Consider the following 16,650-nt stretch of genomic DNA (forward strand, 5'->3'; position numbering starts at 1 on the left):
ATTCCCCTTCCTTACTTCGTCATGAGCTGTAATGCCAACTTAATATAATCGTTGCTCGTCAACACTTCTTTTTCCAATTTCGGCAATACTTTTTTCAGTTCCCGCGTACTGTAGCCTAAAGCCTCAAGCGCCAACACCGCTTCCTCCAGTGCAGGCGGTAAGCCATCCGATATGTCCTTCGTCGCCTTTTGCACCGTAATCTGATCCGCCGCAACATCCGCCAGCTTCCCTTTCAGATCCAAAATAATCTGGCGTGCCGTCTTCTTCCCAACGCTTGGAAACTTCGTCAAATAGACATCATCCTCGGCCTCAATCGCCGAAATAAGCGGTACCGGATCGCCCGCAGCAATGATTGCAAGCGCACTCTTTGGTCCAATTCCCGACACACCGAGCAATTTCTTGAACAAATAGCGCTCCTCTGAAGTCTGAAACCCAAATAAGGAAATATTATCCTCACGCACATGTTGATATACATAAACTTTCGTCTCCTTGCCTTCCAAACTCGAGAAAGAAAAAGGATTTCCAGTAATAATTTGATAACCGATGTGACCTGTTTCGATCACGATATACTCCGGAGAAATATCCGTTACAATACCCTTAATATATTCATACAAAGAAAATGCCCTCCATCAAATAAAATTCACTCCTTCCATGATAGCATAAAAAAGAACATTTGTACTATCAAAAGTAAAACAAAAAGCCAGTATCTCATTTAAAAGACACTGACCTGTTTCGAAAAACTATCCGAGGTATTTAATATTATTCGCAATCACCGTTGCCGAGGCATCAAATTGCGCTTGTTCCATTTCATTTAATTGTAATTCAATAATTTCCTTAATGCCATCTTGGGCCAAAACAGCAGGAACTCCGATCGCAATACCGTGTTTGTCATATTCCCCATCCAACACACAAGAAACAGCCAAAGCACGATGGCTGCCACTGAAAATATTACGACAAATTTCTACAATCGTGCCAGCAATACCATATTCTGTGCATCCTTTTTGATGGTAAATTTCAAAACCCGTGTCTCGTGCTCGCTCACCGATCGCTTTTAGATCAAACTCCGTCCCAAACTTTTCCTTACTATAAGCATTGATCGACTTGCCATACACCGAAGAATGCGACCACACCGGGAATTGCGAATCGCCATGTTCCCCGAGAACAAACGCATCAATACTCTGCGGCGCCACATCCAACTGCTCTGACAACAACCGACGCAACCTCGTGGTATCTAGCCATACTCCAGTCCCAAGCACTCGGTGTCTCGGCAATCCTGAGAGCTGCCAAACTTGATACGTAATAATATCTACAGGATTCGCTGCAACTAGAAAAATCCCTTCAAAGCCATTTGCCATCATTTCCGGAACGATATTCGCAATAATCCGCGACGTACTTTTTAGCTCATCAAGTCGTGTTTGTCCTTCTTTCAAAGCACCAGCCGTCACCGTGATGACTGCAATATCAATATCCTGACATTCCTTCGCCTCGCGCACACTAATTTTCATCATGCCGTGCGTAAAAGCCGCCGCATCCGCCAAATCTTTGCGATGCCCTTCCACCCGTTCTGTATGCAAGTCAACGAGCACTAATTCCTCACAAATATTCTGGTTTACAAAGGCATGCGCTGCCGCCGAACCAACATTTCCAGCACCGATAATCATTACTTTTCTTGGTTTCAATCCAATCATCCTTTCCCTCCATCATTCCTGCTCTTATTTTACACAGAAGCGCTTCGAAAAGAAAGCAATAAAATTCACTATTTTTGCGTCGTCGACTTCACCAATTCCAATTGCACCACATTCGCGCTAGCCACCACGCCCTGTAATTGGTACACAAAATAGCTACTCAAACCTAGCAATAATATCCCTAAAACTGCACCCGTTATGATTAATTTTTTCATTCTTATCCGCTCCATTCATCTTATTTATAAGCCCATAGTATCAAAAAACAAGCCCCGATTCCTGCGATTTAGATGACTAAACCTTACAATTTTGACACAAAAAAACTTGCCTACATAAGTAAGCAAGTCATTGTTTTAAAAATCTTCGTATGACGGTTTACGAGATACACACATGATGCCTGAGATAAGTAGCAATGCTCCTGGTACGATCCATAAAAGCTGGATCAGAACAAAGCCGACACCACCGATAATGATTAAAATAATTCCCCAAACTTTCGGATTCGTTTTAATCAAACATGCCGCGACAATCGCAAACGCTGACATGAGGAATACTAACACACCTATAGCTAGCGCTCCGATCCCGAAGAAACCGTCTATATTTTCTAACGTAACCGCTGATGCAGCTGTAATCGCCAAACCGACTAAAATCGTTGTTGCCGACGCAATGATTCCAGTAATCCCGCCAATTAATCCTAACACAAATTCTGCTGTTCTACTCATTAAGTTCTCCTTTATTATCGAAATTGACATACCTTTGCCTCAAGATTACACTAATATCTATGCCCTGTAAAGTCCGCATTAATAACCAGCCGCGTTCGTGTACACTTCCTGCACATCGTCATCATCTTCCAAAGCATCCAACATGCGCTCAAACTGCTCTTTTTTGCCCTCATCAACTTCACTCGAGACCTGCGGAATCATCGATAGTTCTGCCGTCACAAACGTATAGCCAGCCGCTTGGAGCGCATCCTTGACCTCCGTAAATGCGCTGGCCTCCGTATATACCTCAAAGGCCTCGTCACTTATTTCCACATCCTCTGCTCCAGCCTCAATCGCCTCTAGCATGAATGTATCTTCATCCACTTCCAGGCCTTCACGCATAATCACAATGTAGCCTCTCCGATCAAACATATAAGCGACACTTCCCGTCTCACCAAGACTGCCACCGTTCTTGTTGAATGCAACACGCACATTCGTCGACGTCCGATTCCGATTATCCGTCAACGTATGTACCAAAACCGCGATGCCACCAGGTCCATAGCCCTCATATGTAAATTCATCATAATGTTCCGCGTTTGCATTTCCAGATGCCTTATCAATCGCACGTTTAATATTATCATTTGGCATATTCACAGCCTTGGCTTTATCGACTACCAACCGTAACGACGCATTCGTATTTACATCCCCACCAGCCTTCGCCGCCACAAAAATCTCCTTCGCGAGCTTTTGAAAAACTTTTGCCCGCTTCGAATCTTGTGCATTTTTACGACCTTGAATGTTTTTCCATTTCTAATGTCCTGCCATCTCTGTTTCCCACTCCTTTTCAACCAATTATTACCTAAAAGTCTAGCCTAGTTAGCGTGAAACTTCAATGAAAACGATAGAAAAAAACACGCCAACACCATTTCGCGGTTTTTGACGTGATTCTACATATTCTTATTTTACTTTTACAGGAAGGCGATATACATGGTACGTACCTAGTTCTCGTGTGGTACCACCTAAAAGAGCGATTTCTTCTAGCGCATTTTGAACCAATTGTGCTTCGCCATCAGAAAGTAAGTCAATCAAGAAAAAGTACTCGCCGAGCGATGTTTTCAGCGGTCTGGACTCAATTTTGCTCATGTCGATGTTGCGCCAAGCAAATGTGGCTAACACTTTATGAAGCGCCCCTGGCATATTATTCGGCAAAATGACGCTAACTGATGTTTTTTCCTCCTCGCGATCTGGCAACGCAATCTGAACCGGATTCCGACTCAAAACGACGAATCTCGTCTGATTCAGCTCGATATCTTGGGCATTTTCTTTCACAATCGCAAGCTCGTACTCCTCAGCCGCCATGTAAGGCGCGATAGCTGCTACAAGTTCCTCTGGATGCTTGCTTACCCATTCCGCTGCATACGCCGTAGAAGGGGTCGTCTCGCGCTCGACACCATAGAGCTCCGTCTGCAAGAAAGTATGACATTGGGCAATAGCCTGTGGATGTGAGATCACTTTTTGTACAGATTGCCACGTATCTTTGTTATTCGGGTGGACCATGACATGTTGCGCAATCGGCACGACAATTTCTGCCACAATCGGCACGCTAGAAATATGAAATAAATAATCTAACGTAATATTGACCGTTCCTTCAAGCGTATTCTCAATGGGTACAACCGCCACATCTACGTCTCCCTTTTCAATCGCCATAATGCAATCAGGAATCGTCGTATAAGCGACCGTCTCCTCTTTTGGAAACGCGCTAATCGCCGCCGTGTGTGTGAATGTCGCAACCGGCCCCAAATAACCAACTTTCATACAAATGCCACCCCTTTATTAATCGATGAACTCAAACTCGAAGTCGAATAGGCGAACGATATCTCCATCCTCTGCTCCACGTTTACGCAAGGCATCATCGACACCCATTGCACGCAATTGACGAGAGAAACGTTGAATCGAAGCATCCCGTTCAAAATTAGTCATCGCAAATAGTCGTTCTAACTTCTCACCACTTAATACATACGTACCATCCGAATCACGCGTAATTTCAAAATCAGGCGCTTCTGCTTGGTATTTATACAATACTGTATCCTCTTCTTCTTTTTCAAGCAATTCATCTAGTGGGAATTCCGCCGTTGTTTCCAATTTATCCGCAATCGTTAGTAACAAAGCATTTAGCCCTGTTTTCGTAACCGCCGAGATCGGGAACACAGGAATATCCTCTTGTAATTTCTCTTTAAAAATAGCCAACTGTTCTTCTGCGTCCGGCATATCCATCTTGTTGGCAACAATGATTTGCGGACGTTCCATCAAACGCAGATTATACTGTTCCAGTTCGCTATTAATCGCTAAATAATCATCGTATGGAACGCGACCTTCGGAAGCAGACATGTCAATCACATGCACAATAACACGCGTCCGCTCAATGTGACGTAAGAATTGATGACCTAGTCCAACGCCTTGGCTAGCACCCTCGATCAAGCCAGGTAAATCCGCCATAACAAAGCTCCGACCGTCACCTGTATCTACCATTCCTAAGTTAGGGACAATGGTTGTAAAATGATACGCCGCAATTTTTGGACGAGCAGCAGAAACGACAGAAAGTAATGTGGATTTACCCACGCTTGGGAATCCTACTAATCCTACATCTGCAAGTACTTTCAACTCCAATTGAATCGTGCGCTCTTGCCCTGGCTCCCCATTTTCGGATAATTCAGGAGCAGGATTAGCAGGTGTTGCAAAACGTTTATTTCCACGTCCACCACGACCAGCTTTAGCGATTAACGCACGCTGACCATGTGCCACTAAATCCGCGATTACCTCGCCTGTATCAATGTCCGACACCACTGTGCCTTGAGGTACTTTGATCACTAAATCATCCGCGCCACGTCCATGCATACTTTTACTCATGCCATGTTCCCCGCGCTCTGCTTTAAAACGACGCTGGTAACGGAAATCAACAAGCGTACGCAATCCTTCGTCTACTTCAAAAACAACGTCACCGCCATTACCACCGTCACCGCCTGCTGGCCCACCATTTGGAACAAATTTTTCTCGACGAAATGCAACCATTCCATCCCCACCGTCACCGGCTCTTACATATATCTTGACTTGATCTATAAACATAATCATTCTCCCGTCCATTTTTATATCATCTGTTCATTATAACTAACTTTACTTGCATAGTCATCCTTTTTCGAAAATATTTTATGGTTTGGGAATTTATCATGTATAGAAAGAGCCTAAACCTTGTGTAAATGGTTTAGGCTCTTTCTATTTATATGGCATCGTGTTAGGCCCTTCTGAATCCAACTTTGTGATGGATATTTTGCTTTTTTAGAACCTCAATCATGAAACTGCATTCTCACTTGAATGCCTGTGCCGCTTTCACGGCTTTTTTCCAACCACCGTATAATGCAGCGCGTTCTTCTTCTTTCATCTCTACTTCAAACTTCTTATCTAGTTTCCAGTGCCTTTTGATTTCTTTTCTATCTTTCCAAACACCAACTGCAAGTCCCGCTAAGAAGGCTGCTCCGAGTACGGTTGTTTCCCGATTTTCAGGACGCTCAACAGGTACATTCAAAATATCCGCTTGGAATTGCATCAGGAAGTCATTGGCACATGCGCCACCATCTACATGGAGCAATTTCAACTCAATGCCAGAGTCTTTTTCCATCGCATTCAACACGTCTTTCGTTTGGTAAGCTAGGGACTCGAGTGTCGCACGAATGAACTGCTCTTTCTCCGTTCCGCGCGTTAAGCCAAATACTGCACCACGCACGTCAGAATCCCAGTACGGCGCACCTAATCCCACAAACGCTGGGACAACATAAACACCATCTGATGATTCAATCCGAGACGCGTAATTTTCTGAATCGCCGGAATGGCGCAACATCCGCATGCCATCGCGTAACCATTGAATCGCAGAGCCTGCCACGAAAATACTACCTTCTAGCGCATACTCAACTTTCCCATCGATACCCCAAGCAAGTGTTGTCAGCAAGCCAGTATCTGATTTGACCGCTTTGTCACCCGTATTCATCAATAAGAAGCAACCAGTGCCGTACGTATTTTTAGCCTCACCTTTTTCAAAGCAACCTTGTCCGAATAACGCGGCCTGTTGATCCCCAGCAATACCTGCAACAGGAACTTCCTCACCGAAGAAATGATATGGTACCGTTGTGCCGTACACCTCGGAAGATTGACGGACTTCTGGAAGCATCACTTTCGGAATGTTTAACATTTCAAGTAACTCATCATCCCACTGTAAATCATAAATGTTATAGAGTAGCGTCCGCGATGCATTCGAGTAATCTGTTACATGCGCCTTGCCACCCGTCAATTTCCAAACAAGCCACGTATCGATGGTTCCGAATAATAATTCCCCATTTTCCGCACGCTCCTGCGCACCATCCACATGATCCAAAATCCAACGCGCCTTCGTTCCTGCAAAATACGCGTCGATTAGCAGACCCGTTTTATCGCGAACAATGTCATTATAACCGTCCTTTTTCAACTGGTTACAAATGTCCGCCGTTTGACGAGATTGCCACACGATAGCATTATAAATGGGATTTCCCGACTCCTTCTCCCAGACCACTGTTGTCTCGCGCTGATTCGTAATCCCAATCCCCGCAATATCCTTTGACGAAATATTCGTCTTCAAAAGCACACCCGCAATCACCGCTAAAATGGACGCCCAGATTTCGTTCGCATTATGCTCCACCCAACCTGGCTTCGGAAAAATTTGTTCGAATTCCTTCTGTTCCACCCCAATAATTTCGCCCGTTTCGTCTACGATCATCGCTCTTGAACTCGTTGTACCTTGATCTAATGCTAAAATATATTTTTTTTCCATTGGTAAATCCCCCTAAATGAGTATGGTATTCTCTTACATTTTGTCACGCTTTTTGTTTTTTGTCGAGTTGCATGGTGAAAATTAAAATTAAAAGGAATAGAGCTACAAATACCCATAGCCAAATTCCGAAGTCATCGTTGATAAGTGCATTATAGCCTAGCCCACCAAGTGCCCCACCTACAATCGGCCCTAAAACCGGAACCCACGAATATGACCAATCCGATCCACCTTTTCCAGCAATCGGCCACACAAAGTGCGCAATTCGCGGTCCAAGGTCACGCGCTGGATTAATTGCATATCCTGTTGTTCCACCAAGTGACATCCCGATAACAACGATCAATCCACCAACAACTAGCGGATTCAAACCATCCGAAAAGCTATTAGCCCCAATTGACAGAAGTCCGAAAATCAGAATAAAAGTTCCCAACGCTTCCCCGAAAAAGTTAGATGTATAATGGCGAATCGCTGGCGCTGTGGAGAAAACGCCTAATTTTGTAGGTTTATCCTCCGTTTTTGCCCAATGCGGGTAGTAATGTAGCCATACTAATGTTGCCCCAATAAATGCTCCAATAAACTGCGCGGATATGTATGGGAAAACATCCGCCCATGGAAACTTCCCTGCTAAAGCCATTCCAATAGTAACCGCCGGATTTAAGTGAGCCAAACTCATATAACCAGACACATACACACCCATTGTTACCGCCAAGCCCCAAGCGATTGTAATGACAATCCATCCGCCAGCCTCAGCCTTTGAGCCTTTTAGTGAAACGCCTGCAACAACGCCACCACCAAATAATATTAGAATCATTGTTCCCAATAACTCCCCTAGAAACTGTGTGCCAATACTTGTGTCCATTTATTCCAACTCCTTTTGATTTTTGGTCTAAACACCCGCAACATAACACGCCCCTTGTTACAAACGCCCGTAAACCTTTCTCCATTTATTTCAAAAAAAGAATGACAATCAAAACTAAGACCTGCATAATAGCAGACTTATTGACGTTTTGATTGTCATCTCTTCTCCTGACAAATTTATTAACTTAAAGCTATTAAACCATATCAAGAAAACGCTGTCAACCCATTCGCCCCATCAGTTCGCTTGTGTTTTATTGCACTTGTCTAATGACTATACCCTAACATCCAGAGAGGATAAACATGGTTATACAGTAAAAGTACGGTTTAGTGTAAAGACTATTTTAGCGCAAAAAAAGAGACCCCCGAAAAGGTCTCTTCTCACTATTATGCTTCTTGTGCTACTGGATAAACACTAACTTTTTTCTTGTCGCGACCCATACGTTCAAAACGTACAATGCCGTCTGCTTTAGCGAAAAGAGTATCGTCGCCGCCGCGTCCAACGTTAGTTCCAGGATAAATTTTTGTCCCACGTTGACGGTAAAGGATAGACCCACCAGTCACAAATTGGCCATCAGCGCGTTTAGCACCTAAGCGTTTCGACTCAGAGTCACGTCCATTGGATGTAGAACCACCGCCTTTTTTATGGGCAAAATGTTGAATATCAAATTTTAACATGAAAATTCCACCTCCTACTTTTTGGAGTTAATCGTAATATAATCAGGATAGCTATACGCTAAAGATATCAATTGATGCTCCATGCCTTCCAGCAATATTTGAACATCCTCACTACCTCCTAATTCTTCAGGAACAGAATAATAAAGATAACCATCATCTTCTTCCATCACAGGCTCGACTCCCATTCTTTCACTTATAGCATTTACCATGCCAAAAGCAATTGACGTAGCCCCTGCACACACTAAATCAGCGCCTTGTTCAGCGAAATCCGCGTGTCCATCCATCTCAAAAGCAACGATTCGTTCCTCATGCCGAATAAAATCTACATGAATCATAAGTATCATCCCCTTTACAAATTAAGCGTTGATTGCATCAATCGTTAATTTTGTATAAGGTTGACGATGACCTTGTTTTTTGTGATAGTTCTTTTTAGGCTTATATTTGAAAACAGTCAATTTCTTAGCGCGACCTTGTTTTTCAACTTTAGCTGTAACAGTTGCACCTTCCACGAATGGAGCACCAACTTTAACAGCGTCACCACCAACAAAAACGACTTTGTCAAATGTTACCACGTCACCAACTTCACCTGCTAATTTCTCAACATAGATCTCTTGGCCCGCTTCAACTTTAACTTGTTTTCCACCTGTTTCAATAATTGCGTACATACTTGCACCTCCTCATATACTTAGACTCGCCATCATGAGGGGATTGTTAGAAACAATACTTAACCCTATTCTGAGCGGTTGTAGCATGGTGCGCTACAAACATAACATTAGAATGATACCATACAAAGAAAGCCCGTGTCAACAACTATTGTCAATGCTCCACTTGCGATATTCGATAAAAAGGTCGTACCTCATCCGCAATCATCCAATCGATATCCTCATCAAACGCAATTTCATCCAAAAAGGCATCCATCACGTCCATTGTTACCGTAACAGCCACATAAGATGGGTCACTCGCAAAAACGCCTCTAAGTTCCCGCTCCATCTGATAAATAAGCGTCTTCACAGAAGAAACATAGCCACTGCCTTCACACGTTGGGCAAGCACACTGCATTTCCTCAATAAGCGACTTATGTTTTTTGCGTCGCGTCAACTGCATCAACCCATTCTCAGAAAGCGCCTCTACTCGGACCGTTGTCTCATCCATTTCCGCTAAACGTTGCATTCGCTCACGTAACATCTTTAACTGTTCACTACTCATCCCGCTAATAAAATCAATTAAAATGAAACCACTCATATTACGCAATCTCAACTGACGCCCAATTTCCTCGAGTACAGCTGAATTAATAGTAAAAGCTGTCTCTGTCGTTTCTTTCGTTGATTTAAAGTTACCCGAGTTCACATCGATAACCCACATTGCTTCTGTTTTTTCAATAACAATCGACGCGCCATTCTTCAAAAACACAGTCGGCCTAAGTAAACGATTGATCGCGACTTCCAAATTGAATGCAGAAAAAATGCCTCCCTTTTCTCGAAAAAGAGTAACCTCGGAAAATTGTTGCTTTAAGTCTTGGCAAAGCGTTGCATCATCACAAAGGATCTCTGTGTTTTTGTTAACGAGCGAGTGGTTCGCTAGTATAGCGGCAACACTTACGCTGGCAGCTTTAATTTTACGATTAGAGCCCTTTGTCCGAGCTAAAATAGACGCCATTTCTTGACGCGCTTGAATGATATCTCCCTCGATTGTATCAGAATTCACAGTAGCAGCAATAGACCTTAATATAATCCCCTCATTCTCCAACAATAACGGAGAAACAAGCTGTTGTAGACGCTCTTTGTCCATTTCCCGTATCTTTTTAGAAATTGCCAAAAATGATTTGCCATAACTATATACAACAGAACCTTGCGAAACCTCAATAATGCCAGTAAGTAGCGGTGCTTTCGTTGCATTCCCCTCTCTTTTCACCTGAACAACTAGCTTTAATCCTTCATGCAATTGATACATTTCTGGAATATCTTGCAAATGAATAAAAGCATTCTCTTTATGACCTATATTCACGAAGGCAGCGTTAATCTTACGGTTAATCTTTGTAATCGTTCCTACATATATATCAGATACTTGCGGCTCATCCGTTGGCCTAATAATATCTATGCCGACAAGTGCCTTTTCTTCCATAAAAGCAATGCGCTTCTCTTTTCCTATAGCGTTAATTATAATTCTCAATGCCATGCCTCCTGGACACAATACTTTTTTACATTCCTATACCAAACAGCGATAGACGTCCTCGATACCCCATATTTATCTGCTAACTGTTGCTGATCAAAATCTTTTAACTCAGGGTACCCATTGACAATAGTAGCATATTCTACAGCACCGACAATCGATTTGTAGTTCACATTCCGTTTAATTGTAATGGGATATACATCCAAAAAACGACGTAATAACTGTTCCGCTGCGATTTGAACCTCTGAATCATATCTAGACATTACCATTTCCAAATAAGAAAATGCTTCCTCTTGTTTGAATGGCGCTTTCCTCATATCTATCGCCGGTTCCTCTAGATACTCATTAATTGCTTTCTCCCATGCCAAGATCTCGCCTGTTTTAATATTATATGCGTCCGCAATTTTTCCAATAAAGGCTTGCTTATCTTTTTGCATCAGATACATGTAGTTAGCTGTCGCAACAACCGATCTAACCTCATCCTTTGTCAACCCATGAACCCCACTAAATACATGATGGGCAATATCTATATATGCTTGCTGGTTTTGTTTCTCCGTTGGCAATGGATTTTTATCCTTATAGGGCTCCAAAATTCGGTATGTGTCCTCTAACTTCCATTCATCCATGAAAATTCCTCCTGTAGCAAAAAAGCTGGTTACTAACAGAGACATCAACGTCTCCATTAATAAATCCAACTTTTATTTTCTGTGTCTCACACTTTATCAATTCCCACCAAATAGATGCTTCAAACGACTGAAAAAACCTTGTTTCTGCTCATCAATAGACATCAATGGAATAGATTCTCCCAAGAGTCTCCGAGCGATATTTCTATATCCAATGCTCGCTTTATTGTTTGCTTGCATCGAAACTGGTTCCCCGCTATTGGAAGAACGGATTACTTCATCGTCGTCAATAATTATTCCGATCAGTTCGATAGACAAGTGTGTTGTTATCTCATCGATATCCATCACATCTCCGTTACGCATCATTTGCGTCCTGATTCGATTAATAATCAATTTCGGCGCTTCTATATCCTCCTGTTCAAGCAACCCAATAATTCGGTCCGCATCACGAACGGCGGATATTTCTGGTGTCGTAACAACTAATGCTCGATCAGCTCCAGCAACAGCATTCTTGTATCCTTGCTCAATCCCAGCAGGACAATCAATCAGAATAAAATCATAGTCCGGCTTCATTTGACTGATCAATTCTTTCATTTGTTCCCCTGTAACAGCACTTTTATCCGTCGTCTGAGCTGCCGGTAGCAAGAACAATAAGTCCTCAAAACGCTTGTCCTTAATGACTGCTTGATGCAATTTACAACGACCTTCCACCACATCTACAAGATCATAAATAATCCGATTTTCTAAACCCAATACTACATCCAAGTTTCGAAGTCCGATATCCATATCGACTAAGCACACTTTCTTGCCTTGCAATGCAAGCGCTGTACCAAGGTTGGCAGTTGTAGTCGTCTTACCAACGCCACCTTTTCCTGAAGTTATAACTATAGCCTCACCCATGTTTATTGTCCTCCTTGAAAATTAGAAATTTCCGGTCTAATTTTTCTTAGTATATGTAAGCTATCAATTTTGAGCTCACTTTTGTCATCTATATATGCAGTCAATATATTTTCCTCTATCCGCTCCTTGCTACTCTCATCATCAAAACCATGGATCTGATCAGCAATACGAATTTGCGATGGGTACTGAAATTTCCCAGTCACAACTGCCTTTAAATCCCCTTCAAAGCCAGCATGGATAATTCCTTTAACATTACCTAAGATAAAGATGTTTCCTGTAGCTCGAATGGCTCCCCCAGGATTAACATCCCCAACAAGTAATAAATCACCTGGAACATTGATAATTTGACCCGAGCGAACTATCGTGGCAAGTGAAAAAATCTGCTCCTCTTCTTTCCACTTCTTCGCGTCTTGCTTGCTCATTACATTACTCGTAAAACCACTGACTTCCATCACACTATTTTCTTGAATAATAGATTTAATACTATGTTCTTCAGCTTCTGTAAAAAGACGATTCCCTATATGTACTTGAACAGCTAACTTTTGATACTGAGATACTATCTTCTGCTGTTCCTTAAGGTGCTGTAGTAATCCTTCTTCCAACTCGACAAGACTCGCTGTATCACTCAAAAAGATGCTAATGCCATCTTTTGTCCCTTTTATTTGAACATATTTTTTCAATCGACCTTCACCTCACAGCTCGTTTAGTTTAGAATACAAAAGATACTCTTCTATCATAATAAAACTATATCAGTCTGTAAAGCGCTTTGTAAGCAAACAGACTGATATCAACCCTCATTCTATTTTCCATCGCTCTGCTTTAATTTCAAGAGAAAACTTCTAAAGGGAAAGAATGCAATTAAAAAGAAAGCAAGATTTAGCAAAATCGTAGTCCATAGTCTTTGATCCACAAAAGAAGACAATGTCATGTCAGTCACTCCAATTAGCACATAGAAACCATATACTAAGCTCTCTGTGAGAATTACATTAAAGACTACTACCAAACCTACCAAAGCAATGTTGTTCTGTAATACCTTCATAAACTTATCCGTCAAATACACTACGAGTGGGAAAATGGCAAAATAAATACCTAAAATACCAGTATAGTATATATCAAAAACCATTCCTAAAACGAAAGCGTAGATTAATGTAATATTTCTATTATAAAAAGTGGCCATTAACACTAGCATAACGATAAGAAAATGAGGAATAAAAAATCGTTGTTCACCAAAGAAAGCTTGACTAAACAAAAGACTCGAAATACCTTCCAAAATGAAAACTGCGATTGCAATAAGTGGTAGCGCAACTACTTTTCTCATATTCATCAGGATCCAGTTCCTTCCGAGTCATCACCTTCCAATGTACGTTTCAATACGATTACATGACTCAAATCGTATAAATCCGCTCCTGGCTTAACAAGAGCCGTTTGCGACAACCCCATCTTATCGGTTTCGACTTTCTCAATCGTTCCAATAAAGATATCCGATGGAAAAATACCACCAAGACCAGATGTGACAACTTTTTCGCCTTTAGTGAACTTTTGATCCACAGGTAATTGTTTCATCTCCAATAATCTCTGTTCTGAATCATAGCCATTGATAATGCCATATGCGGCCGCTTTACCTTGTACGATAGCCGAAATTCGATTCCTATCATCCGTTGAGCTAAGTAATTTCACTGTGGAAGATTTCGCACCAGTTTTCGTGACTTTACCTATCATTCCCTCTGGTGTGCGGACAGCCATATTGGGTTTCACACCGTCCACAGAGCCTTTATCAATTTGAATTTGTGTATTCCAATTATCTGGATTCCTTGAAATAACCGTCGCATTGATCGGGTCGTAATCACTTAAATCTGCTTCAATATCCAATGATTTTTTCAACTCTGCGTTTTCTTTGCTTAAATCTGCCACTTTACTTTCAAGCTGTGCCAATTCTTCTAAACGTTTTTTCAGATGTTCGTTCTCAGTGTATGTGTTTCTCAAGTCTTTTGCCCCATCAAAAAATCCTGCAATAAAACCAACTGGCTTAGAGACTATGTTCTCTCCAAAACCTGCAACATCTTTTACAAATTGCTCTGGCCAAGATGCTTTACTCTTTCCACTCAGTGAATATCCAACCAATGCGACTAAAACAATAATGGATACCAACAAGATAATTAAACGTTTATTTAAGAAAAACTGCGGCATAATGAACACCTCATCTCGTCAATCCTCTTCTTTACAACTGTGTTATAGGTCCTGATTCCACCAAAAACAGGTAAATTACATCAGTTCATTTTTTTCTTTTTATACAAATCCATGTTCTCCAGTGATTTACCTGTTCCTATCGCAACACAATCAAGCGGATTTTCTGCAATAATTACTGGCATCTTTGTTTCTTCTGCAATAACAGAATCCAAATTACGAAGAAGAGCTCCACCGCCAGTTAAAACAATTCCTTTATCCATAATATCTGCTGATAATTCTGGAGGCGTATTTTCTAAAGTACTCTTTACTGCATCAATAATGGACGCTACAGTATCTGCCAATGCTTCACTTATTTCTTCTGGAGAAATTTCAATCGTTTTTGGTAACCCTGTAACCAAATCACGACCACGAATACTAAATGGAGCCAAGCCAAGATTGACCGGATCAGCAGAGCCGATTTCCATTTTAATTGTTTCAGCAGTACGATCTCCGATTAACAAATTGTATTTCTTGCGAATAAAATTGATAATCGCATCATCCATGTCGTCTCCAGCAGTACGTTCAGAGCGACTTGTTACGATACCACCTAATGAGATAACAGCAACTTCTGTCGTTCCACCGCCAATGTCTACTACCATACTCCCGGTAGGATCCCAAACTGGAAGGCCCGCACCGATTGCTGCTGCAAATGGTTCTTCGATTGTATATGCTTCTTTAGCCCCAGCTTGACGTGTAGCATCTGTCACGGCGCGTTTTTCAACACCAGTTATTCCTGAAGGTACGCAAATCATAACACGTGGCTTACTAGCACTTGCCCCTTTGCTCGCCTTTTGGATATAATATTTCATCATCGCAGCAGTTGTATCATAATCTGCGATAACACCATCTTTCATAGGACGTATAGCAACGATATTTCCTGGAGTTCTACCGATCATGTTCTTCGCTTCACTACCGACTGCAACGATTTCTTGTGTATCTTTCTTCATCGCAACAACAGAAGGCTCTCTTAAAACAATACTCTTACCTTTCATGTATACTAAAGTGTTTGCTGTTCCCAAATCAATTCCAATATCTTTATTACCAAATCCAAACATTTATTAATCTCCTTTTCTTTTCTTAATTATCACTTTGTTCATGATTGCTGTCTCTCTATTAACTCTATATAGTTATTAAATTCCCAGCCCAAAGATTTTTTATAATAATCAGGTAGGCTGATATCCCTCAGTGTTTTATGTAAAAACAGATACACATAAACAACCATCTTATTATAACATAACTAAGAAGAACAGACATTAATTTTTGATGAGATACATAAAATATTTATCTTTTCTTTAGAAATATCCCTCCTGTTTTAAACTTGTAAATGAATTATGGCCAATGATAATATGGTCAATCAAAGGAATACCTAGTAAATCGCCGGCTTTTTTCAATCGTTTTGTAACCGTAATATCTTGATGAGACGGGCTTGCATCCCCAGATGGATGGTTATGAAAACACATGACGCTCGCAGCCGAATGTTTCATTGCCTGTTTAAAAATCTCCCTTGGATGCACAACACTACTGTTCAAACTTCCAATAAAAATTGTTTCACGATGAACTAATTTATTTCTCGTACTCAAAAATATGCAGTGGAAGTGCTCTTGTGATAATAAGCTCATCTCTTGCATAACCAAATCTGCCCCATCTTGAGGTCCTCTGATGACAGGGAATTCTAACGTTTTTTGTTGTCCAATACGTTTACTTATCTCGATTGCAGCAAGTACTTTAGCTGCTTTCGCAAGCCCAATGCCTTTTATCTGCATTAACTCCTGTAATGATGCCTCTCGCATTTCAGATATGTCTACAAACTTTGAAATCACTTTATTAGCAAGATCAACAACTGATTCTGTTTTACTACCTGTTTCAAGAATAATAGCGAGTAATTCTGCATTGGACAAACTAGAGACCCCCTTTTTCTGAAGTCTTTCACGTGGTTTTTCAGTATGCGACATTTCTCTTATGAACAT

The 16,650-nt window shown here is 41.5% G+C and carries 20 protein-coding genes and 1 other annotated feature; all 20 genes read right to left on the reverse strand.

The features are described from left to right. Positions 1 to 11 precede the first annotated feature (11 nt). The 20 genes from ruvA to radC all read right to left on the reverse strand — a co-directional run bounded on the left by ruvA (position 12) and on the right by radC (position 16,650). Positions 12 to 614, reverse strand: coding sequence for a Holliday junction branch migration protein RuvA (gene ruvA / locus HCJ54_RS07220; RefSeq protein WP_187137157.1), 603 nt, complete (start codon positions 612 to 614; stop codon positions 12 to 14). Positions 615 to 740: 126 nt separating this feature from the next. Beyond that, on the reverse strand, positions 741 to 1,679 hold the full coding sequence (locus tag HCJ54_RS07225) for an L-lactate dehydrogenase (protein WP_187137270.1): 939 nt from the start codon (positions 1,677 to 1,679) through the stop codon (positions 741 to 743). Positions 1,680 to 1,756: 77 nt separating this feature from the next. Further along, a complete protein-coding gene (locus tag HCJ54_RS07230) occupies positions 1,757 to 1,900 on the reverse strand; it encodes a hypothetical protein (protein WP_187137158.1) in 144 nt (47 codons plus the stop codon). A 135-nt stretch (positions 1,901 to 2,035) separates the two neighbouring features. After that, complete coding sequence (locus HCJ54_RS07235) at positions 2,036 to 2,401, reverse strand: DUF4064 domain-containing protein (RefSeq protein WP_187137159.1); 366 nt, start codon at positions 2,399 to 2,401, stop codon at positions 2,036 to 2,038. A gap of 78 nt (positions 2,402 to 2,479) precedes the next feature. Then, positions 2,480 to 3,178 carry a YebC/PmpR family DNA-binding transcriptional regulator gene (locus HCJ54_RS07240; RefSeq protein ID WP_342354449.1) on the reverse strand — a complete coding sequence of 233 codons (699 nt, stop codon included), beginning with the start codon at positions 3,176 to 3,178 and terminating at the stop codon, positions 2,480 to 2,482. Between the two features lie 159 nt (positions 3,179 to 3,337). After that, positions 3,338 to 4,195 carry a prephenate dehydratase gene (gene pheA / locus HCJ54_RS07245; RefSeq protein ID WP_187137160.1) on the reverse strand — a complete coding sequence of 286 codons (858 nt, stop codon included), beginning with the start codon at positions 4,193 to 4,195 and terminating at the stop codon, positions 3,338 to 3,340. Positions 4,196 to 4,213: 18 nt separating this feature from the next. Continuing rightward, complete coding sequence (gene obgE / locus HCJ54_RS07250; protein ID WP_036066773.1) at positions 4,214 to 5,503, reverse strand: GTPase ObgE; 1,290 nt, start codon at positions 5,501 to 5,503, stop codon at positions 4,214 to 4,216. Between the two features lie 238 nt (positions 5,504 to 5,741). Continuing rightward, positions 5,742 to 7,235: a glycerol kinase GlpK gene (glpK, locus tag HCJ54_RS07255; protein WP_187137161.1), complete on the reverse strand. Its 1,494-nt coding sequence runs from the start codon at positions 7,233 to 7,235 to the stop codon at positions 5,742 to 5,744. A 43-nt stretch (positions 7,236 to 7,278) separates the two neighbouring features. Next, complete coding sequence (locus tag HCJ54_RS07260) at positions 7,279 to 8,091, reverse strand: MIP/aquaporin family protein (protein WP_185409173.1); 813 nt, start codon at positions 8,089 to 8,091, stop codon at positions 7,279 to 7,281. Between the two features lie 383 nt (positions 8,092 to 8,474). Next, positions 8,475 to 8,765, reverse strand: coding sequence for a 50S ribosomal protein L27 (gene rpmA / locus HCJ54_RS07265; RefSeq protein WP_036066768.1), 291 nt, complete (start codon positions 8,763 to 8,765; stop codon positions 8,475 to 8,477). 14 nt (positions 8,766 to 8,779) lie between these two features. Then, the gene (locus HCJ54_RS07270) at positions 8,780 to 9,100 is read right to left on the reverse strand and encodes a ribosomal-processing cysteine protease Prp (RefSeq protein ID WP_187137162.1); all 321 of its coding nucleotides are present in this window, start codon (positions 9,098 to 9,100) and stop codon (positions 8,780 to 8,782) included. Between the two features lie 21 nt (positions 9,101 to 9,121). Beyond that, positions 9,122 to 9,430, reverse strand: coding sequence for a 50S ribosomal protein L21 (gene rplU, locus HCJ54_RS07275; protein ID WP_036066764.1), 309 nt, complete (start codon positions 9,428 to 9,430; stop codon positions 9,122 to 9,124). Between the two features lie 12 nt (positions 9,431 to 9,442). Beyond that, positions 9,443 to 9,520 (reverse strand) — a sequence feature (ribosomal protein L21 leader region). Positions 9,521 to 9,581: 61 nt separating this feature from the next. Continuing rightward, positions 9,582 to 10,934 carry a ribonuclease E/G gene (locus tag HCJ54_RS07280; protein ID WP_187137163.1) on the reverse strand — a complete coding sequence of 451 codons (1,353 nt, stop codon included), beginning with the start codon at positions 10,932 to 10,934 and terminating at the stop codon, positions 9,582 to 9,584. After that, on the reverse strand, positions 10,931 to 11,560 hold the full coding sequence (locus tag HCJ54_RS07285) for a hypothetical protein (protein ID WP_187137164.1): 630 nt from the start codon (positions 11,558 to 11,560) through the stop codon (positions 10,931 to 10,933). The genes HCJ54_RS07280 and HCJ54_RS07285 overlap by 4 nt, the downstream gene beginning before the upstream one ends. Positions 11,561 to 11,656: 96 nt before the next feature. Further along, positions 11,657 to 12,457: a septum site-determining protein MinD gene (gene minD, locus HCJ54_RS07290; RefSeq protein WP_036066759.1), complete on the reverse strand. Its 801-nt coding sequence runs from the start codon at positions 12,455 to 12,457 to the stop codon at positions 11,657 to 11,659. A 2-nt stretch (positions 12,458 to 12,459) separates the two neighbouring features. Further along, the gene (gene minC, locus HCJ54_RS07295; protein WP_187137165.1) at positions 12,460 to 13,137 is read right to left on the reverse strand and encodes a septum site-determining protein MinC; all 678 of its coding nucleotides are present in this window, start codon (positions 13,135 to 13,137) and stop codon (positions 12,460 to 12,462) included. Between the two features lie 119 nt (positions 13,138 to 13,256). Beyond that, a complete protein-coding gene (mreD, locus tag HCJ54_RS07300; RefSeq protein ID WP_187137166.1) occupies positions 13,257 to 13,781 on the reverse strand; it encodes a rod shape-determining protein MreD in 525 nt (174 codons plus the stop codon). Beyond that, complete coding sequence (gene mreC / locus HCJ54_RS07305; RefSeq protein WP_187137167.1) at positions 13,781 to 14,644, reverse strand: rod shape-determining protein MreC; 864 nt, start codon at positions 14,642 to 14,644, stop codon at positions 13,781 to 13,783. Before mreC ends, mreD begins: the two co-directional genes overlap by 1 nt. Before the next feature lie 80 nt (positions 14,645 to 14,724). Beyond that, positions 14,725 to 15,738: a rod shape-determining protein gene (locus HCJ54_RS07310; protein WP_185409180.1), complete on the reverse strand. Its 1,014-nt coding sequence runs from the start codon at positions 15,736 to 15,738 to the stop codon at positions 14,725 to 14,727. Positions 15,739 to 15,975: 237 nt separating this feature from the next. Beyond that, positions 15,976 to 16,650 (reverse strand): RadC family protein, encoded by a 675-nt coding sequence (gene radC, locus HCJ54_RS07315; RefSeq protein WP_221638706.1) that lies wholly within the window; start codon positions 16,648 to 16,650, stop codon positions 15,976 to 15,978.

Origin of the sequence: Listeria grandensis (assembly GCF_014322885.1) — a bacterium.
Taxonomy (GTDB): domain Bacteria; phylum Bacillota; class Bacilli; order Lactobacillales; family Listeriaceae; genus Listeria_A; species Listeria_A grandensis.